The organism is Streptomyces sp. Root1310 (assembly GCF_001426425.1).
In the GTDB taxonomy this organism is placed as follows: Bacteria; Actinomycetota; Actinomycetes; order Streptomycetales; family Streptomycetaceae; genus Streptomyces.
Genome location: NZ_LMEQ01000001.1, coordinates 1,426,354 through 1,450,141, shown reverse-complemented (window position 1 = coordinate 1,450,141; position 23,788 = coordinate 1,426,354). Strand labels below are relative to the sequence as shown.

At 70.0% G+C, this 23,788-nt stretch carries 17 protein-coding genes and 1 pseudogene; 5 read left to right on the top strand and 13 right to left on the bottom strand.

All coding sequences use genetic code 11. The features are described from left to right. Positions 1-51 precede the first annotated feature (51 nt). Together ASD48_RS06320 and ASD48_RS06315 are read right to left on the bottom strand one after the other, a co-directional pair. The gene (locus tag ASD48_RS06320; protein WP_242432515.1) at positions 52-1,686 is read right to left on the bottom strand and encodes an alginate lyase family protein; all 1,635 of its coding nucleotides are present in this window, start codon (positions 1,684-1,686) and stop codon (positions 52-54) included. A gap of 63 nt (positions 1,687-1,749) precedes the next feature. Next, the gene (locus ASD48_RS06315) at positions 1,750-2,199 is read right to left on the bottom strand and encodes a hypothetical protein (RefSeq protein WP_057600379.1); all 450 of its coding nucleotides are present in this window, start codon (positions 2,197-2,199) and stop codon (positions 1,750-1,752) included. Between the two features lie 252 nt (positions 2,200-2,451). Here ASD48_RS06315 and ASD48_RS06310 point away from each other — a divergent pair, with 252 nt between their 5' ends. Both ASD48_RS06310 and ASD48_RS06305 read left to right on the top strand, forming a co-directional pair. Further along, positions 2,452-3,474, top strand: a complete 1,023-nt coding sequence (locus ASD48_RS06310) for a helix-turn-helix domain-containing protein (RefSeq protein ID WP_057600378.1) — start codon at positions 2,452-2,454, stop codon at positions 3,472-3,474. Positions 3,475-3,536: 62 nt separating this feature from the next. Further along, a complete protein-coding gene (locus ASD48_RS06305; protein WP_157880605.1) occupies positions 3,537-4,505 on the top strand; it encodes a hypothetical protein in 969 nt (322 codons plus the stop codon). Between the two features lie 18 nt (positions 4,506-4,523). Here ASD48_RS06305 and ASD48_RS06300 read toward each other — a convergent pair whose 3' ends face one another. The 4 genes from ASD48_RS06300 to ASD48_RS06285 all read right to left on the bottom strand — a co-directional run bounded on the left by ASD48_RS06300 (position 4,524) and on the right by ASD48_RS06285 (position 7,735). Further along, entirely contained in the window at positions 4,524-4,826 is a 303-nt protein-coding gene (locus ASD48_RS06300) for a hypothetical protein (RefSeq protein ID WP_057600376.1), read from the bottom strand. Positions 4,827-4,971: 145 nt separating this feature from the next. After that, positions 4,972-6,126, bottom strand: coding sequence for a CU044_5270 family protein (locus ASD48_RS06295; protein WP_057600375.1), 1,155 nt, complete (start codon positions 6,124-6,126; stop codon positions 4,972-4,974). Beyond that, positions 6,123-6,833 (bottom strand): RNA polymerase sigma factor, encoded by a 711-nt coding sequence (locus ASD48_RS06290; RefSeq protein WP_057601038.1) that lies wholly within the window; start codon positions 6,831-6,833, stop codon positions 6,123-6,125. Before ASD48_RS06290 ends, ASD48_RS06295 begins: the two co-directional genes overlap by 4 nt. A gap of 179 nt (positions 6,834-7,012) precedes the next feature. Then, positions 7,013-7,735 carry an SDR family NAD(P)-dependent oxidoreductase gene (locus tag ASD48_RS06285; RefSeq protein WP_057600374.1) on the bottom strand — a complete coding sequence of 241 codons (723 nt, stop codon included), beginning with the start codon at positions 7,733-7,735 and terminating at the stop codon, positions 7,013-7,015. 101 nt (positions 7,736-7,836) lie between these two features. Here ASD48_RS06285 and ASD48_RS06280 point away from each other — a divergent pair, with 101 nt between their 5' ends. Further along, positions 7,837-8,775, top strand: coding sequence for a helix-turn-helix transcriptional regulator (locus ASD48_RS06280; protein ID WP_242432514.1), 939 nt, complete (start codon positions 7,837-7,839; stop codon positions 8,773-8,775). Here ASD48_RS06280 and ASD48_RS06275 read toward each other — a convergent pair. Next, complete coding sequence (locus tag ASD48_RS06275) at positions 8,714-9,310, bottom strand: hypothetical protein (RefSeq protein WP_057600373.1); 597 nt, start codon at positions 9,308-9,310, stop codon at positions 8,714-8,716. The genes ASD48_RS06280 and ASD48_RS06275 overlap by 62 nt on opposite strands. A gap of 117 nt (positions 9,311-9,427) precedes the next feature. On the opposite strand from ASD48_RS06275, the pseudogene ASD48_RS45055 reads away from it, so the two are divergent. Then, positions 9,428-9,541 (top strand): annotated as a pseudogene (locus ASD48_RS45055) (transcriptional regulator); the annotation flags it as partial. Between the two features lie 29 nt (positions 9,542-9,570). Here ASD48_RS45055 and ASD48_RS41575 read toward each other — a convergent pair. Both ASD48_RS41575 and ASD48_RS06270 read right to left on the bottom strand, forming a co-directional pair. Then, the gene (locus tag ASD48_RS41575) at positions 9,571-9,783 is read right to left on the bottom strand and encodes a DUF397 domain-containing protein (protein WP_079073625.1); all 213 of its coding nucleotides are present in this window, start codon (positions 9,781-9,783) and stop codon (positions 9,571-9,573) included. Continuing rightward, positions 9,780-10,628: a helix-turn-helix transcriptional regulator gene (locus ASD48_RS06270; RefSeq protein ID WP_057600372.1), complete on the bottom strand. Its 849-nt coding sequence runs from the start codon at positions 10,626-10,628 to the stop codon at positions 9,780-9,782. The genes ASD48_RS41575 and ASD48_RS06270 overlap by 4 nt, the downstream gene beginning before the upstream one ends. Before the next feature lie 197 nt (positions 10,629-10,825). On the opposite strand from ASD48_RS06270, the gene ASD48_RS06265 reads away from it, so the two are divergent. Continuing rightward, positions 10,826-11,503 carry an ATP-binding protein gene (locus tag ASD48_RS06265; protein WP_057600371.1) on the top strand — a complete coding sequence of 226 codons (678 nt, stop codon included), beginning with the start codon at positions 10,826-10,828 and terminating at the stop codon, positions 11,501-11,503. A gap of 196 nt (positions 11,504-11,699) precedes the next feature. Here ASD48_RS06265 and ASD48_RS06260 read toward each other — a convergent pair whose 3' ends face one another. Genes ASD48_RS06260 through ASD48_RS06245 form a run of 4 tightly spaced genes read right to left on the bottom strand, consistent with a single transcriptional unit; the run spans position 11,700 to position 23,471 of the window. Beyond that, entirely contained in the window at positions 11,700-13,565 is a 1,866-nt protein-coding gene (locus ASD48_RS06260; RefSeq protein WP_057600370.1) for a DUF1998 domain-containing protein, read from the bottom strand. After that, a complete protein-coding gene (locus ASD48_RS06255; protein ID WP_057600369.1) occupies positions 13,562-16,810 on the bottom strand; it encodes a helicase-related protein in 3,249 nt (1,082 codons plus the stop codon). The genes ASD48_RS06260 and ASD48_RS06255 overlap by 4 nt, the downstream gene beginning before the upstream one ends. Next, positions 16,807-18,708 carry a UvrD-helicase domain-containing protein gene (locus ASD48_RS06250; protein ID WP_199875653.1) on the bottom strand — a complete coding sequence of 634 codons (1,902 nt, stop codon included), beginning with the start codon at positions 18,706-18,708 and terminating at the stop codon, positions 16,807-16,809. The genes ASD48_RS06255 and ASD48_RS06250 overlap by 4 nt, the downstream gene beginning before the upstream one ends. Beyond that, entirely contained in the window at positions 18,705-23,471 is a 4,767-nt protein-coding gene (locus ASD48_RS06245; RefSeq protein ID WP_057600367.1) for a DEAD/DEAH box helicase, read from the bottom strand. Before ASD48_RS06245 ends, ASD48_RS06250 begins: the two co-directional genes overlap by 4 nt. Positions 23,472-23,788 lie beyond the last annotated feature (317 nt).

Below are 23,788 nucleotides of genomic sequence, written 5' to 3'. Positions count from 1 at the left end.
GGCCTCCGCCCGAGGGCGTGTGGGTGCCCCTCGGGACCTTCCCGGTGCCACCTACTCGGCCCCGCCTTCGGCCCCGCCCGCGGTCCCGCCCTCGGCCCCGTCCCTGGTCCGGCCCCGTCGGCGCAGCAACAGCAGGCCGCCGGCCAGGGCGGTGAGGCCGGTGGTCGCGGTCCACGCGACGAGGTCGGTGGAGCCGGTGGAGGCGAGGTCGCCGCTCTTCGCGGCGGCGGCCTCCGCCCCGGTCGGCGCCGCCGATGCGGAGGGCGCGACCGGTCCGCCCGATCCGCCCGGTCCGCCCGATGCCGCCGCGCCGGACGCGGACGGGGAGGGCGAGGGGGACCCCGAGGTTGCAGGGCCGGCCGAGGAGCCGCCCGCACCCGTCGTCGACCTGTCCCGGGTGAACGCCAGCGTCCCGAAGCCGAGCTGGTCGTAGCCGCCGCTGTTGGGTCCGTAGTCCCCGCCGCCGCCCTCGGGCGCCGCCTTGGCCGCGATGCGGGTGAGGTAGGGCGCGGACAGCCCCCGGCGCTTGGTGTAGTGGTTGGCGATCATCGCCCAGATCGGCCGGGTCATCGCCGGGTCGACGGCGGCCGCGCCGGAGGCGGTCTCGCTGCCCGACCAGCCGCCCACGGCACCCTTCGCCCGGGTGTTGGCCGTGTAGGCGACATCGCCGCCGAGGCTCCACTTGGCCACGTACTGGGCGCCCTTGAGGAAACGGCTGTCGTCGTAGCCGTAGAGGTCGATGCCCTGGTTCCAGGCCATCTCGCAGAAGGTGCCCATGAGGCCGACCCCGAGCAGCGCGTGCCCCTGGTCCCGGCCCGCCTCCAGCCACTCGGCGAGACCGTCGTCGCGCACCACGGGGATGGCCTTCCCGACGGCGCTGAGTCCGGACCCGTTCCTGAAGTACTCGACGGCCTGTTCCACCCTGGCGCCGTCGTCGCAGAAGATGCCGGTGGCGAGGACACAGGCCATGGCGGTGAGGTCCCAGTTGGGCCAGTAGTTGGTGATCACGGCGCCGTTGTGACTGACGAGGAAGCTCTCGCTGAGCGGCGAGAAGACGGTGGTCAGCATCTTCCGGAAGCGTTCGAGCTCGAAGCCGGCGTGGTCACGGACGAGTTCGGCGGCGTTGGCGGCCTGGTAGCCGTAGAGCCCGGCCGCGAGGAACCGGTCGGCCGAGCCCGCGAGCGAGGTGAGCTTCGCGGACCAGGCGTTGAGGATCGATACGGCGGTGTCGGCGTACGCGCTCTCGCCGCTGACGTGGAACCGCAGGCCGTTCTGGTAGGCGGCGTGGAGGTCGTTGTAGAGGACCGTGTAGTTCTGCGGCGAGCCCGAACCCCGGTACACGGTCGCCTGCGGATTGGCCGTCCAGCCGCTCTGCGCGTGCCGGTTGGCGGTGAGCCGGGCGTATCCGGCGGTGTAGGGCGCGGCGCCGGCCTTCACCTTGGCGGCCATGCGGGCCAGGTCGGCGCCGGTGTGCAGCAGGCCCGGGTGCGCGTATCCGGCGGCGACGGCCGGGGCCGCGGGGAGGGCCGCGGCCACGCCGACGGCTCCGGCCGCCGTGCCCGCGGCCTTCAGCAGGCCGCGGCGGCTGATCCCAGGGCCACCGGTGTCGTGGCGGCCGGTGTCGTGGCGGCCGAGCCGGTCGCTGCTGGTCTGTCCGGGTCGCGTCGGGTGCGGTTGCAGATGCATGCCCGGGAGACGGACGAGGGGCTCGGCCGATAACGAAAACCCGGTCGGCGGTCCGACCCCGGGTCAGGCGCCCGTCGTCGACCCCGGCCGGACGATCATCAGGACCGTCACGGTCGCCCACAGCAGGTTGAACACCCCGGTGAACATGGCGAGTCGGACCGTCGTCTCCCGCGCCCCCGTGCCCTCGACGAGCACCTCCTGCCGGGGCAGCACGAGAACCAGCAGCACACCCGCGGCCAGCACGGTCAGCACGATCGACGCGATCAGCCAGGGGTCGCCCATCACGCCCATCGCGCCCGCCGTGGCGAACCCGAAGACGGGGACGGCGAGACCGACGGCCGCGTACACCTGGCAGATGCGGTGCAGCAGCCGGACGGTCTCGCTCGCCCGGGCGTCGTCGGGCGCGGCCAGGGCGCGGCGCGCGGCGGGCGGGAACATGCTGGCGGCGACGGTGACGGGCCCGATCGCGACGATCGCGGCCAGGACGTGCACGGCGAGGAGGAACTTGGTCACGCACCGACGCTAGGCGGAGCACACGGCCCGCAGAAGCGGCGGAAATGCCAGAGGGCGACGGTTTCTCGCCAGGGGGAGGCGCGAGCGTCGGTGATCAGGGGGGGGAAGGCGGTGGCCGTCGGTTACTAGGGCTGAGGTGGCCCTCGGGGGCCGAGGCCGGGAGCCGTTCGGACACCAGGGGCCGAGGTCGGGGCGGCTGCCCGCGCCGGGAGCCGGTGTGGCCGTAATCCGTCGTACACCTACCCTCTTGCCATGCACACCGTCGTCGTACTGGTCCTGGACGGGGTCGTCCCGTTCGACCTGTCCGCCCCGATCGACGCCTTCGGCTGGCCGCGGCTGCCCGACGGACGCCCGGCCTACCGGGTCCGGGTCTGCTCGCCGTCCCCCAGCGGGGAGGTGAGCGCGGGGGCGTTCACCGTGCGGGCGCCGTACGGGCTCGAGGCGCTGGCCGAGGCGGACACGATCATCCTGCCCGGGGTGGCGGACCCACCCGACGAGCTGCCGATCGGCGTCGCGGAGGCCCTGCGGGACGCGGCGGCGGGCGGCACCCGGATCGCCTCGGTCTGCGTCGGCGCGTTCCTGTTCGCCGCGACGGGCCTGCTGGACGGACTGCGCGCGACGACCCACTGGATCGCGGCGCGGGAGCTGGCCGAGCGCTACCCGAAGGTGGCGGTCGACCCGAACGTCCTCTACGTCGACAACGGCCAGTTCCTCACCTCGGCGGGCGCCGCCGCGGCCCTCGACATGTGTCTGCACATGATCCGCGGTGACTACGGTTCCGCGGTCGCCGCGCAGGCGGCCCGGATGTCGGTCATGCCGCTCGAACGGGAGGGCGGCCAGGCCCAGTTCATCGTCCACGACCTCCCGCCCGCGCCCGCCGGGGCGACCCTCGAACCCGTGCTGGCATGGCTGGAGGACAACTGCGGCCGGGAGATGACCCTGGAGCGGATCGCCGAGCGGGCCGGCATGAGCACCCGCACCCTCAACCGCCGCTTCCGCGAACAGACCGGCACGACACCGCTGCGCTGGCTGCACCGGGCGCGGGTGCGGCGCGCGCAGTACCTGCTGGAGTCGACGGCGTACCCGGTGGAACGCATCGCCACCCAGGCGGGTTTCGGCTCCCCGACGGCCTTCCGCGAACGCTTCCGCAAGGTGGTCGGCACCAGCCCCCAGGGGTATCGGCGTGCGTTCCGGTCGGGGGAGGGAGCCGGGGGACACAGGGACGCAGTCGGGGGACGCAGGGACAGGGGGCGGCAGTCGAGCCCGGGGGAGTAAAGATCGTATAAGGTGATCCGCCGAACGTCTTGGTCAGCAGCGACGGCAGGGATCTCAACGGCATGTTCCGTACGGTTCGCGAGTTCCTCGAGATCGGCGCCGGGGCCGCCGACCCGCGCCCGGGTCAGATCCAGGATCCCGTCATCGCACGACTCCAGTCCGGCCGTACGCTGGCAGGGTTCACGGCGACGGGATGGATGCTGGTGTCCTACCCGCTGGCCGAAGGGCGCGCGGAGTTCGTCCTGGGCAAGCTGGTCGACCTGGTGGCCGGTTTCGGAATTCTCTGCGTGGCCGGTCTTCTCGCCGTGGCGGTCTTCATCACCGCGACGCGTCCCCCGCTGCGCCGCGTCTACGTCAGCCGTCTCAGGGCGCCGGGAGAGACACTTCGCGCTCTGCTGATCGGCGCGATCATGGCCGGTGGCGGCGGCACGCTGCTGGCCAAGCTGCTGCGGGGGGAGATCATCCCGTGGAGCGAGATCCACTCCCACGGCATTCTCGTCACGGTGGCGGCGTTCGTGCCGTTTCTTGTCCTCGTCCTCCCCGTCTGCCTCGTCCTCGTGGTCATGGGGGCTTTCTCGGTGCTGAGTTGCGTCTGGTACTCCTTCAACTCCTGCTTCCGCGTCGGCGATGTGCACGAGTTGCTGCCCGCCCTGGTCTCCCCGGTCCTGGTGTGGTCCCTGTTCGTCCTGAGCTGCCTGGACGGCCCGGAAGTGGCCGCACCGCCGCTCGTCCTCTACCCGTTCCTGCTGGGCGGTCCCCTGTCGGTGACGGCTCTGTCGGTGTGGGAGATACGACGGCTGAACCGGCGGTACGGGATGACGTTCACGTCGGCGCTGGGACGAGAACCGCAGCGGGCGCCGGATCCGCAGCGGGCGCCGGATCCGGAGTGGGGGCCGGATCCGGAGTGGGGGCCGACGCCGCCGGCGGCGGGCCAGGAGCCAGGCTACGGAACCCCGTCGCCGTACACCGCCCCGTCGCCGTACACCGCGCCCTCGGCCCCCTACCCCCCGTACCCGCCGTCGTCCCCCTGAGCCGGTCAGGGCCTCCGCTCAGCCTCGCCGGTCGGCGACCGCCCACGAGGCGAGTGCGACCGCGCCCGCCACACCGAACACCGACGGCCAGGCGCCGACCTTCTTCGCCAGCGGATGCGACCCCGCGAAGGCGGCGACGTACGCGACGGTCAGCGCCCCCGCCGCCTTCCCGCCCGCCTGCCGCCGCCACTGCTGCGCGGCCGCGGCCCCCGCGACGGCGAGGACGGCCCCGCCCAGCGGCCGCTTCCTCGTCCACCGGGCCACGCCGTACCCGCCGACCAAACCGCCCGCGGCGATCACCGCACTGGGAACCCTCGCCATGTCTGCCTGCCCGCCTTCTCGTCCGTCCCTGTCTGCTGCCGCGAGGCTAACGCGCGGGCGAAACGGGCGTGGGGCGCGGGGTGGATACGGGGCGGAGTCGAGGGTGGCGCGCCGGGGCGGCGCGCGGGGCGGAGTGGGGCGCCGACTAGCCCCGCTCGACCCGGCGGCGCGCGCCCGGCTCCTGCCCGCTCTTGTCCACGACGGCCCGCTCCAGCACCGCGCTGGTGTCGTAGACCGTGCCCGCCGGGGCCCGCTCGGTGTCCCGGCTGAACACGGTGCGTACGCCGAGGTAGCCGAGCGTCCCGGGATCGAAGATCCACTCGGTGCGGGTGCCGTACCGGGTGTCCTCCCGGGCGATGGCGATGCCGTGCCGGCCGACGGCGTCCACCGCGTCGGCCACCTCGGTCACCCCGGGGATCCGGGCCGTGGCCTTGTAGAACGCGGCAGCGGTCTCGGGCGGCATGATCTGCTCGCCGACGAGATCGCCGATCCGGCCGAAGACCTCCTGATCCTTGTCCTCCCCCTCCTCGACCCGGGTATCGGCGTAGAGCAGCTTGAGCAGGGCGTCGGGATCGGTGGGCAGCGAGGCGAGCCAGGCGTACGTGGGCCGGTCGAACCCGGCCGGCACCGCGGCGTCCTCCGGATCCGTACCGTCCGGCACGCCGATCTCGATCGGCCAGTCCTGCCCGTACTCGCGGATCAGCCCGACGTCGGTCACGGGCCCCTGCCGCTGCGAGAACCACACCTGCCGCTCGTGCATCTTCCCGAGCTCGACGGGCCCGTCGAAGACCCCCTCGTTCCCGGCGCCCCTGCTGCGCACGTACACGAACTGACCGTCGCCCACGGGCTCGACGTCCGTCCGCAGGGCGACGGCGGCGATACGGTCGAGGGTCACGACGGCGCCACGGCTCCCGCCCGCCGTGCCGTCCGCCGTACTGCTCGCACCGGGCCGGGCCGCCGTACCACCGTCGCCCCGCCCCGCGCCGATCCCGACGGTGAGCCCGGCGGCCAACGCGACGGCGACGGCGACGGATCCGGCGACGAGTGCGGGCCGGGCAAGCCACGGACGGGACCGAACCGGCGAACCGGCGCCGCTCCTCTCGCGGTCGCGGGCGTGGTCGCGGGCGTGGTCGCGGTCGCGGGCATGGTCGTGGTCGATGAGCTGCATCAGAACGTCCTTGTGATGGGAGCGACGCCCGGGAGGCAGCACCTGCTCGACGGGACCGGACGGCAACAGCCGTGCCAGTTCGTCGAGTTCCGCGCGCTCCTCCTGCTCGGACCCGGCGGGAACGGCGTTCATCGGGCTTCCTCCTGAATGGGCAGGACCGCGAACGCGGCCTCACTCTCTACCTCTCCGCGACGGGACCGGGGTTCCGTACGCCGTCCCGCCCGCCGTTCCGTACGTCCCTCCGCGCGCCCCGCGGCACGAGTCCCCGTACGCCCGCCCCCGGACTGCCGGGTCTCCCGCTCGACGATCTCCCGCAGCCGGGCGCGAGCCCGGGACAACCGGGACCGAACGGTTCCGACGGGCACGCCGAGCGCCTCCGCGGCCTGCGCGTAGTCGAGCCCGCCCCACACGCACAGGGCGATGACCTCCCGCTCGTGCCGCCGCAACCGCCCGAGCACCCGCCGCACTTCGGCGAGCCGCCGGGCGTCGTCGATCCGCCCGACGACGTCCTCGGCGAAGTCACCGACGCAGTCGTCGCCTCCGGTGCCGGCCCCGGCCTCGGCCCGCCGGGCGAGAAAGGCGAGCCGTCGGCGAAGGCTCCGGTCGGCGTTTCGTGCCTTGTTGGTGGCGATCCCGAACAACCAGGGCCGCAGCGAACCGCCCTCGACCTCCACGGCCCCGCGCCCCCGCCAGGCGGCGAGGAACGTCTCCGACATGACCTCCTCGGCGACGGACCAGTCACCGGTCAGCCGGAGGGCGTGGTTGTAGACGGCCGTCGCGTACAACTCGTAGAGCTCGGCGAAGGCCGCCCGCTCCCCGCCCCGCACCCGCGCCCGCAGCAGCCCGTCGTCGTCACGGCCCCGACCGCCACGGCTCTCACCGTCACGGCCCTCGCCGCCGCCGTCATCGTCATCGCCATCGCCATCGCCATCGTGGGAACTCACACCTCTACCTCTCCGGCCCGTGGGAGTCGGTTCCAGTGCCGTGGATCACACTCCTCCGGACCGGTGAGGCCGGGCTACCAGGGCAGTGTCCCCGCCGCGTCGACGTACCCGCCGGTCGGACCGTCGGGACCCACCTGCGCCATCCGGACGATGATCTCGGCGCCCTCCTCGACGCTCTGGACGCCGGTGTTCCCGTTGAGGTCGGTCTTGGTGAAGCCGGGCTCCACCGCGTTGATCCGCAGGGCCGGGAAGGCCTTCGCGTACTGCACGGTGATCATGTTGACCGCGGCCTTCGAGGCCGGGTAGGCGACGCCCGGATAGCCGTACGCCGGGGTGCCCGGGTCGGCGACGCGGCTCAGGGATCCCAGACCGCTGCCGACGTTGACGACGACCGGCGCGGGGGAGCGCCGCAGCAGCGGCAGGAACGCGTGGGTGACCCGCACGATGCCGAAGACGTTCGTCTCGAACACCTCGCGCATGTGCTCGGCGGTCACGTCCGCGGCACCGACGATCCCGTTGTCGGCGCCCCGGCTCTCGATGCCCGCGTTGTTGATCAGCACGTCCAGTCCGCCGTCGGCCTCGACGGTCTTCGCCGCGGCCTCGACGGAGTCGTCGTCGGTGACGTCGAGCCGGACCCACCGCGCGCCCAGCCGTTCGGCGGCCCGCCGCCCGCGCTCGGCGTCGCGGCTGCCTACGTAGACGATGTGCCCCGCGCCGACGAGCCGCCGGGCGGTCTCGAACCCGAGCCCCTTGTTGCCGCCGGTGACGAGTGTCGTGGTCCTGTTCGTTGTGGTCATGGCTCCAGGCTGCGACCGGGGGCAGGGGGCAGCCAGGAGCCCCGTCTTCCTGGGACTGCCGGTACCAGGAAGACCCGGCCGGGCCGGTGCACAGTGGAGGCATGGCGAGCACGGACTTCGGACGGACGGTACGACGCTGGCGGGACCGGGTCGCGCCGGAGGCGGCGGGGCTGCCCTCGGGCGGCCACCGGCGGGCTCCCGGACTGCGCCGCGAGGAGCTGGCGATGCTGGCGGGGATCTCCGTCGACTACGTCACCCGCCTGGAACAGGGCCGGGCGGAGAACCCGTCGGAGCAGGTCGTCGAGGCCCTCGGGCGGGCGCTGCGGGTCTCCCCGGCCGAGCGCGAGCACCTGTTCCACACCGCGGGCCTCGTACCGCCCGGCCGGGGCACGGTACCGGCGTACATCGCGCCGAGCGTCCACCGGATGCTGGACCGGCTGACGGGCACCCCGGTGGCGGTCTCGGACGCGTCCTGGACGCTGCTCCTCACCAACCCGCCCTACACGGCCCTGATGGGCGAACGGCACGGCCGCGAACGCAACGGCGCCTGGCGCGCGTTCCTCGGCTCGGGCGGCCGCGTGCGCCACACCCCGGAGTCCCGCCGGGCCCTGGAGGCCGCGGTCACCGCCGATCTGCGCACGGSGGSGAGCCGCTACCCGGCGGACCGGCGCCTCCGTCAGCTCATCGCGGACCTCCGGGCGAACAGCACCCGCTTCGCCGAACTCTGGGACTCCGGCGCCGTCGGCCACCACGAGGCCTCCCGCAAGACGATCGACCACCCCCAGGTGGGCCCCCTCACCCTGGACTGCGACGTCCTCACCGTCGCCGGCACCGACCTCCGCATCATGATCTACACCGCCGAACCGGGCACGGAGGACGCGGAGCGCCTGGAACTCCTCGCGGTACTGGGCCCCCAGCCGCTCGTCGCCGACCCGCACCCGAAAGCACCCGACCCCACGGAGAATCCGTCGCCGTCGCCTACGGCTCTGGCGACTCGTCGGGCGCCGGGGGAAAGCCCAACTCGTCCAGCAGGACGCTGAAGAGTTCCTCGACGAAGGTCTCGTGGGAGCGCAGAAGCTCCTCGATCCGGGCCTGCTCCGCCCCGGTCGGCACGCCGGCCGCCGCGGCCCACGCGAGAGCACCCCGTGCGTCGGCCGGAACGTCCCTCTCCAGTTCCGCGCGCTTGCGGCGCACGGCCTCGTCGAACTCGGGCGTGTCCACCCACAGGCTGGTGTCGTCGAGATCCTCAGGCTCCTCGGCCAGGAGCGCGGCCGCCGTATCCAGATTGAGCCACGCCTGCCAACGCTGCCCATCGGTTCCCCACCCGGTCACCAGGGCGATGTCACTGTCGGACACATCGGCGACGCAGGCCGGCGCACCGGTCCGCTCGACCAGGGCGCCCAGGTGTTCGTCCTCCCACAACCCGTGATCGACCTGAAGTGTCTGCCAACCGCCGGGCCTCGAAGGCCACGCATGCACGGCATCCCGCAACTTCCCCTCGGCACCCCCGAGCACCGACGCCTCCAGCACCGAACGCTCACCACGAGCGAACACCAAGTGCCCCGAGAACCCCATGGAACCTCCCCCTTCGCGACGTTCCGCGCACCCTATGGGCCGCCACTGACACACCGACCTCGGCCGCCTGCGGCTCGCACGGCGATCCGGCCGGTCATCAAGGTTCGTGATCGCTCACCCACGTCGGAGATCGCCTTGTGCGTCAAGGCTTTCGAGCGGTCGCGCGGCATGGCCGTCCACGGCGCGGAGGCCCGGGCGTCGATACCGCGGGCGATCGAGGCGCTGCGGTAATCCGGCAACGGGCATCCCCTCAGGTGCGGTCAGCCCTCGGCATCGAGCTTCACGGCGCGAAGGAAGGAGAACCAAGCCCCGCTTCGTACGACGATCTCGGGCCCTCCCGCACTCTTGGAGTCGCGCACCAGCGCACCGTCATCCGTCAGCGCGCACTCGACGCACTCTCCTCCTGCCCCATTGCTGTACGACGACCTGAACCACGCCGGACGGCCATTCCTGTCGGAGTCTGCAATGCTCACGTTGCGTATCCCTTCAAGACGGTTTCGACCAGCCGAGCCGAACGCTGAGGACTCAGAGCCGCGGCTCGCAGCCCGTCGAACGCTCGGGTGTACTCACGAACATGATGCTCGCCCTCCAAGTAGACGGCATCGGTGATTCCGTCGCGGTAGACGATGTCGGGGTCTTCCGGCGCGGGGAAGCCCAGCATGGTGAACGAGCCGGTCACCGGATAAGTGCCGGAGTCGAAAGGGAGGACCTGAAGCGTGACGGCGGGCAAGTCGGCTACCTCCAGGACGTGTTCGACCTGTTCGCGCATCAATGCCCGGTCCCCGATGACATTCCGCAGCGCACCCTCGTTCACGATGAACCAGGCTTCGGGAGCGTCCGACCGCCGCAGTATGTCCTGACGCTCCATTCGAACCCGTACGGCCCTGTCGATGTCTTCGGCTGACATGTACCCACTGGTCTTGTGCAGCTCGGAGATGTACGCGTGGGTCTGCATGAGGCCGGGCAGCAACTCGCACTGGTACTGCCGGAAGCTCGAGGCGTCCTGCTCCAGGCCGATGTAGATGTTGAACCACTCCGGGACACCCGACCCGTGAACCTGCCACCAGCCGCGCATCTTGGCCTGCCGGGCCAGGGACTTGAGGAACTCGCGCAGTTCGTCGCTGGTGTCGTAGAACCGGCAGAGGGCGTCGATGTCGGACGGCTGGACCCGGCCGCTGCCCGTCTCCATGCGGTTGACCTTGGACCCGCTCCAGTCGAGCCCGGCGCCGACCTGGGCGCAAGTGAGCGTCGACTTTTCCCGAAGCTTCTTCAGCTCGATCGAGAGACGGCGACGGCGTGCCGTTGGTGATCCGGCCATATCAACCCCGTTTTGGATAGCGGACGTTCAGTCTCAGGCCAAGGGGCAGGCTTGCCAATCACTCGGAAGTGGGATTCTCGCCGTGCACATTGCACGAAGGGATTCGCTGGCTGCACTCTGAGGCAACGCAACTCATCGTGATCCCCCGTGACGTTGTGTGTCTCCTTGGGGTGTCACCTGCGACGAAAGGGCCTCTCATGGGTCAGCACGCATGCATGATGCGCAAACCGTGGGACCTCACCTTCACCGCCGAGCCGACGGAGGTGGCCGCCCTGCGCCGGATCATGCGGCTGCACCTGGGCATCTGGGGCCTACAGGAAGTCGCCGACGACGCCCAGCTCTGCATGAGCGAGCTCGTGTCCAACGTCATCACCCACGTCGGCCCCGGAACCCCGGTCACGCTCGCGGTGTCGATGAACGGCGTCCGCCTGCGCATCGAAGTCCACGACCCTGACGCACGGGCGCTGCCCACCCTCCTCGACGCGAAGGTCGAATCGGAGTCCGGGCGCGGCATGGCACTCGTGGACGCCATCGCCGATCGGTGGGGCGTTCAGCTACATGCTGACCAAAAGGTGACGTGGTGTGAGCTGGTAACTGGCCTCACGTCGCCCAACGGGCATGTGGAAGGCCCCGGTGTCGGGCGGGCCGAGGCCTTGCTGGAGTGTTACTCGGGCGCGAATCCGCTCCTGAGGCCCGGCCCGGGGAAAGTGGGCAGAGCCGCGGCCGAGGAGTCGGTGATCGCAGTCATCACGGACTTCCTCCACTGGCTCCGTGCGCACGGCTGTGACGTGGACGAAGCCTTGGATCGTGCTCAGACCCGCTATGACGCCGGGGGTCTGCCGTGGGTCGAGTGCGTGACGGTGGAAACCCACTGAGACGTCCTCGTGGTGGCGAACGGAAGCGCATCGCATCAGGGCGACAAGCCACTGCTTGCCACACCATCCCGTGCGCGGCTGCAGCGGCAGGGACCGGAATCGGAGCGTCGGCCACCGTCCCGATCCCTGCCTCTGCCGAGACGTGGACGGTCGAGAGCGCCGATCGGTGTGTCGGTGTCCCACGGCCGGTCGGGTGTCACTGCTCCAGAACGTTTACGAAGAAGCCCAGGCGAGGATCTTCCGGGGTGCCGACGAGCAGCGCGCGGTCCAACAGGATGTTGTTGTGCTCGCAACTCGTCTCCGGGAGCATCACACAGGCGTGGCAGGCTGCGAGGTTGGTGCCGCCGGTGCCCGACGCCTCGGACTCGACGCAGAGCGGGTCTGAGGAGCACCACTCGGCGCGATGGACGGCTGAACGGATCGCCCGGTCGAGGCGGTCCGGCTCACCTTGGGCGACGAGCCCGCCGAGGCTGCCCGCCGAGTCGCTCGTCGCGGTGTAGATGAGCACCCCCGCCATGTCGTCGGCGGCGTACAGACGCTCGCGCAGGGAAGCGGCCGGGTAGCCGGCGTCCAGGCTCCACTCGTTGATGAGGACGTGCGCCAGTGTGTGCAGCAGCACCATGCGAGGGGTGGCCGGGGAAGGTACGACACTGCTCGGGTCTCCGGCCCGCTGCTCCAGCACCCGTTGGTGGGCGGTGCGCATCCGCTCGACCCGTGCGGCGACCGCCGCGGCCTTTTCCCAGGTGCCCAGTCGGTCATTGTCCAGGCGGAGGAAGACTCCCTCTCCGCGAACCTCCATGGCCGGGAGCCAGCGCAAGGGGGAGCCGGAGAGTGGCATCTCCTTCGAATCGGTCGTCGAGTCGGGGTTTGCAAGCCGGGTGAACGCTTTCAGAGCGCGTACCTCGCGGAGCTTCTTGACCAGCATCGGCCCGGTGACGCCGAGCGGAAGGAGTATGCTCTGGTCGCCCAGCGGGGTCTCGCAGACGAACTGCTCCTCGTGGGAGTGCTCACTCTCGTCGTTGCCTGAGCGGAGACGCTCGTACTCCTTGTTGCGCAGGGCGCGGTATCGGTGGTCGAGAGTGGGATCCGACTCGCCGTCGGAGTCCTCCTCGCGCTCCGCGTCGAGCAGCTCCATCACCTCGTCGATCGGAATCGGGATCTCACCCTTGAACGCGAACTTGAGGCACATCTCGACCTCCGCGCGGCTGTCGAGCTTGCGGAGTTCCTCCCAGTGCTCGGCAAGCGGATCCGCGCGGCCGTCGCTCCACGGCGGGATGGAGAGCGCCGACTTCAGCACCGGCTGCCACACCGCCGAGGAACCGCGCTGAAGCGTGCGCAGAGGGAGCCCGCACTCCTGAGCGGGGGCGGACGTGCCGAGCCACGGGCGGGTGCCATGACACTTGAGGCCCAGGTCCTTGAGCGCGTTCCTGCGGAAGGAGCCCTCCATCGAGACCTCGGGGGCTTTGCCACAGGTGCAGGAGATGAGGATCGAGCGGAGCGAGGACGTACGCCCGGACGTGCGCATCTTGAGTTTCCCCCCGCACTGCCCGGCCGCTGCGGCACTGCGGTCCGTGGAACGGTGCACCCACTGCCAGTACGGGAACTCGCCGAGGTGTCCGGACTCGCAGGCGACGACGAAACGAGAGGGGACGAGGTCGGCCTCGCACGTGCCGCAGACACTACGACCGGCCGGCGGGTTGAAGTCACGGTGTCGCTGAAGATCATTGCACTCGGGGCAGGAGTGCATCAAGGGAAAGCGTCTGACCCTGAGGCCGTCCCTGCTCTTGTCGTCGGACGCGGGCGGCAGCCGGAAGTGGTCGACGTCGAGCAGGCGGGCCAAGCGCCGTTCGTGGATCCGCGGGGACTCGTTGTCGCTCCAGCTCCGCTCCGCCTCGTCCAGGCCGGAGACCACGAAGGATTCTTGGTCGACGGCGATAAGCGATCCGATGCCGTACGTGGTGATCACCTGGGCACGCCGGACCGTACCGCGCCGTGGGAGGTTGTGGGCGGGTGCGGAGCCTTGTGCGCCGGTCCGGCGACGGCGGGCGGGGGGTGTGGTCATCGGGTTCCCTCCATGAACAGGGTGGACTCGGCGTCGACGTCGCGCAGACTCCACAGCGTGTCCCACGCCTTGACGTCCTTGGAGTCGTCGTACGCCTTCAGAAGGGAAGGGGCACGACTGCCCGGTTTCGGCTCGAAGAGGAGGCCACTGTTGTCGCTCGCCTCCTTGCACCACCACTCGACGAACTCGTCGAAGGCATGGGACGTGGCCTCGACCTCCTCCGGGGTGACCGCTTCCACGCGTTCTAGTAGCACGGACCTGATACGACCTCGGAGAATGTGTTCGTAGGACTCGACCTTGCCCGCGCCATCATTGGGGCGGGCGTCCAGGATCAGGATGCGGGCGAGAGCGACGATCACGGCGTGCAGCCCCCGTTCGCGGGCGCGGGCGGAGAACGGTGTCACGGAGGTGGACTCGACCTCACGGTAGAGGGCCGAATGGAAGTGCTGGAAGCTCTCGTAGTGGGATCGGTCTCGAGACCGGGTCGAGTTGAGCATGACCGTGACCAGGCCGGGGTGCGCGCGGCCGACACGGCTCGTCGCCTGGATGTACTCGGCGGTCGTCTGCGGCTGGCCCATCACGGCCATGAGACCGAGGCGGTCCACGTCCACACCCACCGCGATCATGTTGGTGGCCAGGAGGACATCCACCGTGTCCTCGTCGGGAAGCCTCTTCTCGATGCCCTTGAGACGCGTCGGAATCTCGCTGGCGTCGACACGGCTGGTCAGCTCCGAGTAGTTGGCGACCGAGCGGACCGTCACCCCCTCGCGCTCGGCGAGCAGTTCCAGATAGGCCACCACGTCGTCGTGGACCTGGAGTTCGGCCGCGGAGAGCAGCCGGAGACTGTTGAAATAGCCGACGAGACTCCAGTAGGCGTCGCGCACCTCGTCGGCGGTCTCCGCGTGTTTGGCCCGATGCAGCAGCGTGGCGTACGTGCGGATCAGCAGGGTGGACTGGCTGGTGCCGGGCGCCAGGAGGCCGACGTAGCGCCGGCTCGCCTTCTCCTCGCGCGGGGTCTCCACGGCGAACCACGAGTCGCGGGAGTCCAGACCTGCTGGCGGGAACTGGCGAACACCGCGAGCGAAGAGGTGGCGGCCCTGGTCGGCGGCGCGACGGATGGTCGCTGTGGAGGCGATCACCTTGGGCCGGCCCGCGAGTGCGTCCACAGCGGTCTCGTACAGGCCGGTCAGTGTCCCCAACGGGCCGGAGATCAAGTGGAGTTCGTCCTGAACGATCAGCTCCGGGGGAGGAGTGCCGGCGTCCAGGTCGTCGAGGTTGAAGAGCGCCGAGGTCGCCGGACGCCACGGCATCGACGCGAACTTGTCGACCGTGGCGATCACCAGTGTGGGACGAGCGCTGTACACCGCCTCGTCGATCAGGTGGACGGGCAGACCGTCGGTGAACTCGCAGTCCGTGCCGGGACAGCGAACGCGCATCCGCTTGGCGTGCTCGTCGACCTCGTAGTTCCGGGCGTCGAGGTGGGTGCCGCACCAGGGACAGGCATGCAGCTGAACGGGGTTCTCGGTGGCGAGCCGCTTGTCGAGGCTCCTGCGCAGCTCGTCCAGCTTCTGGCCGGCCACGGTCAGTGTGTTGGGGGTGGCAGAGCGCCCCACCCACATGCCGATGGAGAACTCCTCACGTCCCAACTCGGGTGTGCGGCGTCGCATGTGCTCCATGGCGCAGAGCAGGATCGCCGCGCGCTCGAACTGCTGGAGGGTGAGCAGCCGCAACGTGTAGCGCATGAGGACGGTGACACCACCGCCGTCCGCACCCTTGCGGATGCGACGCAGGAAGGACGTAAGGGCGATGAGCCCGAGGTAGGCCTCCGTCTTGCCACCACCCGTGGGGAACCACAGCAGATCGGAGACGTCCCGGTCGCGGTGGCCGGGGTCGTCGATGCCGGCCAGGCAGAGCAGCACGAACGCGATCTGGAAGGGGCGCCAGCGACCGGCGGCCGGGTTGGGGGCGCCGACACGTCCGCTCTTCACCCAGGCGCTACGGGCACGCTGGTCCGCCATGGCACGGTTGGCGAGCCGGAACGCCCTCATCAGGTCGGGCTCGGTCCGCAGCAGCTCGATGCCCTCACGGATCCGGTCGAGCGCCTCGCGGCAGGCCTCCACCTGATGCCGTGCGGGCTCCTCGTGGGTGCTGCCCGTCAAGGCCCCCGCCTCGGCCGCCTTGCGCTCGATCCAGCGCTCGTACCCTGTGGCGAGCTTTTCCAGAGCGGCCAGGACCTCGGTGTCGGACTTCTCCGCCAGCCCCAGCATGGACAGCGCTGGGCTGTCGCTCTCCGGATTGGAGTTGGTGAGCAGTACTTCCACGCTGGGGACGAACTCGCTCCGAACCTCGGCCACAGCGGCCGTTACGGTGTCGGTCATGCCGATCGGGGGCGGGGTCCAGTCCCATTCGGCGGCGCAACCGTGGCCGACGGCGAAGGTCGGTGCGTGTCGGTGCAGCAGCCTGCTCGTAGCGACCTCCGCGTCGTGGGCGCCGGGGGCGGGACGCTCGACGAAGGCGGTGGACCCGTCAGCCGCGCGGACGGTGAGACCGCACTGGAACATGGAGAACGCGTCCTGGAGTTCGCGCTCGCCGACCTGGTGGGTGTTGACGAGTGTGACCGTGACTGTGACCGTGCCGGTGGTCGGGTGAGGGCGTCGGACGTTGACGCGCAGCAGAGCCCCCGTACCGAGGTCGAACTTCTTGTCGGGCGCGGGTGAGGTCACGTCGACCGGGGCGTCCGGAAGGACGAGTTCCTTGCGTCGCCACCGCTCCCGCTGTTCGGAGGTGGTGCGAGCCTCGGCACGGCGGGCCGGGATGGGTTTGCCCTCCGGATCGGTGGGCTCGTAGACGGCCGCGCGCGCCGAGACCACGATCGAGTCGCTTATGGCCGGGTCGACCGCGAAGGTGAGGCCCATGGACGAGGGGCGGCGGGAGCCCGCGGCACCCACCTCCTGCGCGGTACCGGACTCCTCGACGTTGTCACGCGTGCGCAGCGGGGTGACATCCAGACCTTCGTACTCGGCCTCGTCCTCACGGATCCGCTGCTCCGCGGTCGGGTCGGCCGATCGCGGGTACAGGACGCCGGTCAGGTAGCGGTCGATCGGCGCGTCCTCGGCAAGGACTTCGTCCCGGTCCTTCGGCGCGGCGCCCGGAGCGGGACCGAGAAGCTCGCGGCGGAGCCCTACCAGCAGTTCCTCGTCCCGGACCCGATAGTGCTCGGAGTGCCGGCCTGCCACCTGTGTCATGCGCTCTGCTCCTCCTCGTCGGCCCGTCGATACCTTCCGATGCCGGTGACTCGGGGGACGATCCACGCCCCACGGTCGCCGAGACCGGCGTTGGCGCCGGCGGCGGCGCTGCCTGTCACCGTCTCCAGAGTGTCGACCCGTATGCCGTGGATCTCGTCCGGCCACCAGGGGTCCCACGTCCTGTTCACCTTCTGCACCTGGAACAGCTCCTCCCGGAACCGCTCCGACGCCTCACCGATCTCCCGGCCGTCGTGCACCAGAGCGTACGGCGGGCTCTGGTACTCGCCCATCGGCAGATCGTGGCGTTTGCGCAGCACGACGTCCTGCCCGGGGCCGATCTGAGTCAGGAGGTACGCCTGGGTCGCCACTGCGTCGCTCTCGTGGCCGGGTGGGGTGTCCCGGCAGACGTCCCCCGCCTCGGCGACGACGCCGTATCTGTCGTACGACCGCCATCCGCCGACGTAGCGGCGGCCGTTCTTTCGGCCGCCCGCTCTCTTGATGATCGGCAGCTCGGGGGACCGCGCGTGGTACAGGTCCTCGCGGGCGCGAGTCATCGCCACGTACAAGGCTCGGGCCTCGGCGGGGAGGTCCAACTCGTCCTTGTACTGCTTGCGCAGTTCGGCGACGGTCGGTGGGGTCAGGACGATCACCCGGTCGAACTCGAGCCCCTTGGCCCGATGCACGGTGGAGACGACGATGCGCGCGGTCTCCGGGTCGGCTGCTTCGTCGGGGAACCTGCCGTCGGCGACCGAGCGGAGCAGCCGTTCCAGATCGAGCACTCCGCGGCCGGCGGAGCGCGTGGCCCGCCGCAGCACCGTCCACAGGACGGTCGCGTCCGGCTCGTACGGCAGAGGGATCTCCGCGAGCAGCGAGCGGAACCGTTCCTCGGTGAGGCCTGTCGCCTCGGTGCGGCGCAACAACTCGGCCACCCAGTATGGCACCGGCCGCTCTTCGAGAGGGCGCCGCAGCCGGTGCTCGACGCCGTGCTCGTGGAGCAGGCCGGAGACCACCAGTGCCTGTCGGTTGTCGCGGGTGAGGATCGCACAGGTGTCGGGGAAGGTCCGCAATCCGTCCAAGGTGAACGGATCGGTGAGGTCGCCCAGATCGTTCGCCGGATCCAGGAGGAGTTCGCGCAGTTCCTCGTAAGCGGTCGCCGCCTCGTCCGCGTCGGCGATCTGCTGGAGCCGGGGGCCGTGTGCCAACGCGATCCGGGCCTCGGGGGTGACGGCTCGGAAGTTCCGCGTGAGGCGTAGTTCCACGAGTTCGTCGGGGTACGAGCCGCGCAGCCAGTCGAAGAACCGCCCGGTCTCGTCGGCGCGTTCGGCCAGATCCTCGATCTGGAAGCCGTAGACGGACTGGGCGGCGTCGCCGACAACCGTGAAGCCGCAGCTGTCCTGGTACCGGTCGAGCAGCGTCTCCACCAGCTCGCGACGCCCGCCCACCAGATCCTGTACCTCGTCGATCACGACATGAGCGGGTGGGACGGCGTCCCCGGCCTCCAGCACCCCCTCCTCGATCGCCCGGGCCGCGGCGCCGATCCGTTCGTCGAAGCCGACCGCACCCCACTCGCCGTCCGGATGAGCCTGGAGGAGCACCCCGTACGCCCAGGCATCGAAGGTCTGGGCACGCACCCGGCGGGCCCGCTCCCCGTGCCGGGCGATGCGCTCGCGCAACTCGCGGGCGGCGGCCCGGGAGAAGGTGAGCACCAGGATCTCGGCGGCCTCCAATGCCTCGTCGGGGTCGTCGTGACCGCACAGGGCGTCGAGCCGGCGCACCAACGTGTGTGTCTTGCCCGCCCCGGCCCCCGCGGTGACCAGGACACGCGCGTCCCAGGGCTGCTCGACCACGGCCTGCTGCTCATCGGTGAGCGGTGGGCTGTCGAGGTAGGCGTCGATCACTTTCTGCTCCACAGGTGCTCGAACTGGGTGAAGGCGAGTCGGGTGTCGAAGTTCGCGATGTTGTCGCTGACGTTGAGGATCAGGCAGGTGCCCTTGCCACCGTTGAGCGGACCGCGCAGACCACGACCGATCATCTGCTGGTAGACGTTGGTGCTGTAGACCGGCCGGGCCACGACCACGGCACGGGTGGCCGGAGCGTCGAATCCCTGGGTGAGCACGCCGTAGTTGGTGAGCACCTGGATCCGTCCGTCACGGAACTTCTCGATGCGTGTACGACGGTCCTGTGGGCTGGTCGTCGCGTCCACGGCGGCGGACCGGATCCCCCGGTCGTTGAGCATGGCCGCCAGGTACTTGGCGTGGTCGACGGAGGTGGCGAAGAGCAGCGTCGGCCAATCGTCGGGCAGGTCGGCCACCGAGTCGACGATGCGCCGGCTGCGTGCGTGGTCGTCGGCGAGCCGCTGCTCGGCGGCACGGGACAGCATCGCCATCCGTTCGGCCTGAGCCTTCTCGTCACGGGTCAGTTCGATCCGACCGCCTTCCAGGGTGCGGTGCTCCACCTGCGCGAGCATTCCCCACTCCTGGAGGTCCCGGTACGGATCACCGGACGGGAAGACACCCTCGTCGAGTCGACGGTTCCCGAAGCGCCCGACCAGACGGCGGGTCTCCTCCTCGTTGGTGTTGCGGAAGGGCGTGGCCGTCAGGCCGAGGAGGTGCCGACCGGTCTCGTACTGAGTGAGCTCCAACTGCCGCAGGATCGCGGTGTATCGCGGGGAGACGGCGGTGTGGGCCTCGTCCACGATCACCAACGCGGCCTGCCGTAGCCATGTGTACGGTTCGGTGTCCAGGCAGCGATCCAGTTTGGCGTCGGTGGCGACCACCAGGTGCGGGTGGTCGAGGATGTTTCCGACCTCGTTGCCGCTCCAGAGCCGGCTGATGGTCAGCGGACGCTCCGCACCCACCTTGCTCCAGACGAACTTCCAGCTCTGCACGGCCTGTTCGCACAGTTCCTCGGTCTGCGCGATCCACAGCAGCGGTCCGTTCAGGTCGCCGACGCGCTTGACCCAGCGGATCACTGCCTCGGCGGTGACCCGGGTCTTGCCCGCCCCGGTCGGCAGCGACAGCATCCCGCGCTGGGGAGCGAGACGGTCCAGCATGGTGGTGATGTTGCGGACCAGGTCCTCCTGGTACTCGTGGAGGCTCGGGAAGTCCCGAGGGCCTTCGACGGTCTCGAACGCCGGTGGGGGTGGGGTCCGTGAGCCCGCGAAGGACACCGGAAATTTCAGGTCCGACACGAAGGCGACGGCGGACGAAGAGCCGGTGTAGGAGACGGGGGCGTCGGGGAACCGTCCCTGGATGTCGCGGGCGTGCTGATGGAGGACACCGTCGCCGTGGGCGTTGAAAGCCATCTGAGCGATCCGCCGCCCCGAAGGCTGTACGCCATCGGCCGCTTGCAGCTCCGCCTCCATCAATCCCTCGGGGAGACCGATCCGGAGCGCCTCCGCCCCGATCAGCAGCTCGATCTTGGTGACCACGTCCGCGGTGTCGCGCACGGCCTTCCGAGCCGTCTGCATCGCACTGTCCCGGGCCATGCGGTCCTGGTGTTCGAGCACGGCCCGGCAGCCGGAGGCGCCCAGGCCCAACCCGAGTTCGCGGTCGATAAGGCGGAGCATCGGTTCGGGATCCAGTGGGACACGGACCTTGACGGTGCCGTCTTGGCGGACGGCGTCCAAGGATGTGGCCTGGGCGCCATTGGGCGTGCGGGTGACCTCCTCCAGCTCGGTGCACCGCTGCACCAGGCTGTTCCTGTTGGAGCTGTTGAGGTGCCGGCGCAGGGCGGGATACAGCTCGACCAGCGGCACCGGATCGCCTTCGAGCACCTCACGGGTCTCCCGGCTGATCATGTCGCTGTAGCGGTGCATCCCCCACTTCTCGACCATCAGCTCGGCGTCCTCGACTGTCGGCACGAGCAGCGTGGGTACCTGCTCGGCGCGGAGCACCCCGTATTCGGCGGGCCCGACGGCGAGCGTGATCTCGTCGTCGGGACGGGTCCCCCAGGCGTCGCCGATCCGGCAGCGGGTGAGGGCGTCTTCGGGAAAGTCCGCGCCGAACCGGGTCAGCATCACATAGGTGGTGCCCACGAAGGAGTCGTCCTCGCTCCGGGACACCTCGTCGAGGAGTGTGGCCCAGCGATCTGCCGGAACCTCGTCGACCGTCGACGGAAGCCGCAGCTTGCGGGCCTTCTCGGCCGACAGGTCGGCGACCGGCAGCACATCGCGATAGGCGGTGAGCTGAGGACCGACGGCGTCCTTCAGCGGTTTGATCCCCTGGGAGGTGGCGACCGTGCCGTACCTTCGCAGCATCCAGCGAATCGGTGAGATCACGGCCTGCCGGGTGCCGCTCTGCGCACCGATCTGGAGTGTCCAGTTGTCTACCACGGCATCGTCGGGAAGTGCCTTCAGGAAGGCGGCACGGGACTCGTCGGAGAGCGCGCGGAACAGGTGGAGCGGGCCCCCGATGGCGGCTCCCTCGACCTTCATCCGGTTCAGGGAAGGGCGGGGCGCGCGGCTGTCCAGGCTGCGCAGATAGGCGGAGTGGACGGCCTCCCTGTACTCCTCGAACCATGCCTCGCCCTCCGTCGGCCGCACTCCCGTGTTGGGCCGGTCTCGCAGGCCGACCTGGTTGAAGAAGGCGGTGTCGTCGGAGTGGAAGGCTAGGTCGACGGCGACGCTAGGGTCACGCCGCGCGTCGACCACCTTGCCCGGAAGCATGCAGTCCTCGATCGGCCGGAACCTTCCGTCGGTGGTGCGCACGCGCAGCGTCGAGCCGGGGGCGGGGACCCGTTCCAGGACCTTGAGAGACAGCCGAGGGATCCCGGCCCGACGGAACAACTCCCAGAACCGCTGCCACTCGGCGTCCCCGTAGCCGTCGAAGCCCTGGTCGAGGACGCTGACGAAGCGCCCCTCCACATCGGCCTCGCGGATCCCGAGAAGGTCGAGCGCGTGTGCCAAAGAGTCGTCCTGGGCGAGTGAGTCGACCACGTACACCAAGGACTCGCGCAGCCCACCCTCCTCCGCACGGCGAAACACCCGACCGTGCACGGGCGGGACCAGACCGTGCTCCTTGGTGAGCACGACGTGCGCCTTGCGGGCCTCCTCCGCGTACGGCGAGCCGACCTCGATCATGTTCGCGAGGATCCGGATCGCCGCCGCCGAGGCCTCGGCGGTGCCGCTCTCGACCAAAGCCTCCAGCCATGCACGGACATCTGCTCGCTCGTGCCTGGCAGCGTCGAGGATGTGCTCGACCTTTCCGGAACGCAGGGAGTCGGTTTCGACGCTCGGGTGCAGCCAGTTCGAGGGGCGACCGGGGCACTCGTGCCAAATCCGCAGCCACCCGGCGGCCAACCTCTTCAGGTCTTTCTTGTCGAACCGGGGGTGGATACGCAGTTCGGTGGGGGTGCGCAGCACACCGTCCTGGTCGGGCAGCGATGGACGGGTCGCGGCACGGGCCCAGATCTCCCGGGTCAGGAACTCGTCGGCCCAGCTGATCGCCTCCTTGACTCGTCCGGGAAGCAGAGGGAGGTAGGCAGCAGGGTCTTCAGCGGGAGCGAGCGCGGGAAGCGAGTCGACGACCAACGCCGCCGACACCCTGATGATTTCCTGGTTGAAGGGTGAGGAGTCGAGCAGGTTCTGCCGGTCCTCGTTGGTCTTCCACGCTCCGTTGAGGATGCCGCTCAACGACATCTCGTACTTGGTCGGGAAGAAGGACCAGAACCTGCCGCGGCCACGAATCTGGTGGTTGACGTACAGCCCGGTCTCCGGATCTTTCCGTAGGGCGGGAACCCCCCAGGAGAGGTCGAGCGAGAGGCGGTCGTGGAGTTCACCGGCGTCCGCCTGGGCCGCTGGACCGGGAGTGTGGGTGGTGGTGAACACCCGCCAGCGGATGGTGTTTGCCTTCCCGGTCCTCTCCTCCGTCACGGTGTGCAGGTCGCCAGTCTGCCGCGTGGTCAGAACCCGGCGAGCCGCAGGGAGGTGCCTACGGTCCTCAAGGACGACTTTCGCAACGTGCGGTGAGAAGAGCTGGAAGCCCACAGGAAACTCGTCGCGGGGCTCGCCGTGTTCTTTGGCGCGCCCGCCGTGCATGTCCAGACCCAGCCGACGGTCCGCCTTCGGCAGCAGGGGCAGGCGTACGACGGTGGTCGCCCAGGCCAACAGCTCGTCCAGGACGGGGTCGGTGGCGCGCTCGGCCTGCGCGTCTAGAGGACGGGCCATCCGTAGCACTGGGGCATCGAATTTCGGACCGTACCGAGCGGCCACGCCGGGCACGTTCTGGATTTGCTCGTACGACCAGGCGCGGTCGAATCCGAAACTTCCGGTGCTGCTGAAGAATTCAGGTGCGTCGGTCACGACGAGGACCGATTTCACGCCCACGCCGAACCTTCCGATCTGCCCTCCGCGCTTCTTCGACATGCTCATCCGAAGAATTGTCTCTGCGCCCTCGGCGGTGACGGGACTTCCTTCGTTCGCGCAGTACAGATGGGTTTCTGTGAGAACGACGTGAACCCTGCCGCCGGGCTCGTCGGCGATTTCGTCGGCCGCGTTCTGGACGAGTTCGAAAAGCTGGCGATCGCCATATCCGCCCTGGGTTATGCGACGCTCTCCGTTGGCGTGCTCGGCTACGAGGCCGGGGTCGACGGCATATGTTTTAAGGACACGGGAAGACTGCTCGATAACGGTTTCAATTACCGGAGAGAACGAAGACGACACTGGTCCTGCACTCCTGAGGTATCAAAGATTCGGGCGAAGATGTGGGTGATGCGCCGGCCTCGACTTCGTGCAGCCGGCCCATGGGCGTTCGAGTGGTGCCAGAAGGGTGCGCAAAATCTCTGCCTTCACACGTTTGTGCTGGTGAAGGCGACAGGAGTATGCACCGAGGGGTCTCCGCCTGCACGGGGTCATGTGGAGGAGGTCAGTCCGAAGGGGGGGTGTCATCGTTGGGCGGCTCCGCACACTCCCTCAGCTCGGGAAACCGTGCCAAGAATTCATCTTCGCGCGGGTGTCCCCTCAGCAGGTCCGCTGCTTCC

Bases quoted from the DNA above. Each gene is read 5' to 3' on its own strand.
- ASD48_RS06260 (WP_057600370.1), bottom strand. From the start codon at position 13,565: ATGACCACACCCCCCGCCCGCCGTCGCCGGACCGGCGCACAAGGCTCC.
- ASD48_RS06285 (WP_057600374.1), bottom strand. From the start codon at position 7,735: ATGACCACAACGAACAGGACCACGACACTCGTCACCGGCGGCAACAAG.
- ASD48_RS06310 (WP_057600378.1), top strand. From the start codon at position 2,452: ATGCACACCGTCGTCGTACTGGTCCTGGACGGGGTCGTCCCGTTCGAC.
- ASD48_RS06300 (WP_057600376.1), bottom strand. From the start codon at position 4,826: ATGGCGAGGGTTCCCAGTGCGGTGATCGCCGCGGGCGGTTTGGTCGGC.
- ASD48_RS06265 (WP_057600371.1), top strand. From the start codon at position 10,826: ATGGGTCAGCACGCATGCATGATGCGCAAACCGTGGGACCTCACCTTC.
- ASD48_RS06255 (WP_057600369.1), bottom strand. From the start codon at position 16,810: ATGACACAGGTGGCAGGCCGGCACTCCGAGCACTATCGGGTCCGGGAC.
- ASD48_RS06295 (WP_057600375.1), bottom strand. From the start codon at position 6,126: ATGAACGCCGTTCCCGCCGGGTCCGAGCAGGAGGAGCGCGCGGAACTC.
- ASD48_RS06305 (WP_157880605.1), top strand. From the start codon at position 3,537: ATGTTCCGTACGGTTCGCGAGTTCCTCGAGATCGGCGCCGGGGCCGCC.
- ASD48_RS06270 (WP_057600372.1), bottom strand. From the start codon at position 10,628: ATGGCCGGATCACCAACGGCACGCCGTCGCCGTCTCTCGATCGAGCTG.
- ASD48_RS06320 (WP_242432515.1), bottom strand. From the start codon at position 1,686: ATGCATCTGCAACCGCACCCGACGCGACCCGGACAGACCAGCAGCGAC.
- ASD48_RS06275 (WP_057600373.1), bottom strand. From the start codon at position 9,310: ATGGGGTTCTCGGGGCACTTGGTGTTCGCTCGTGGTGAGCGTTCGGTG.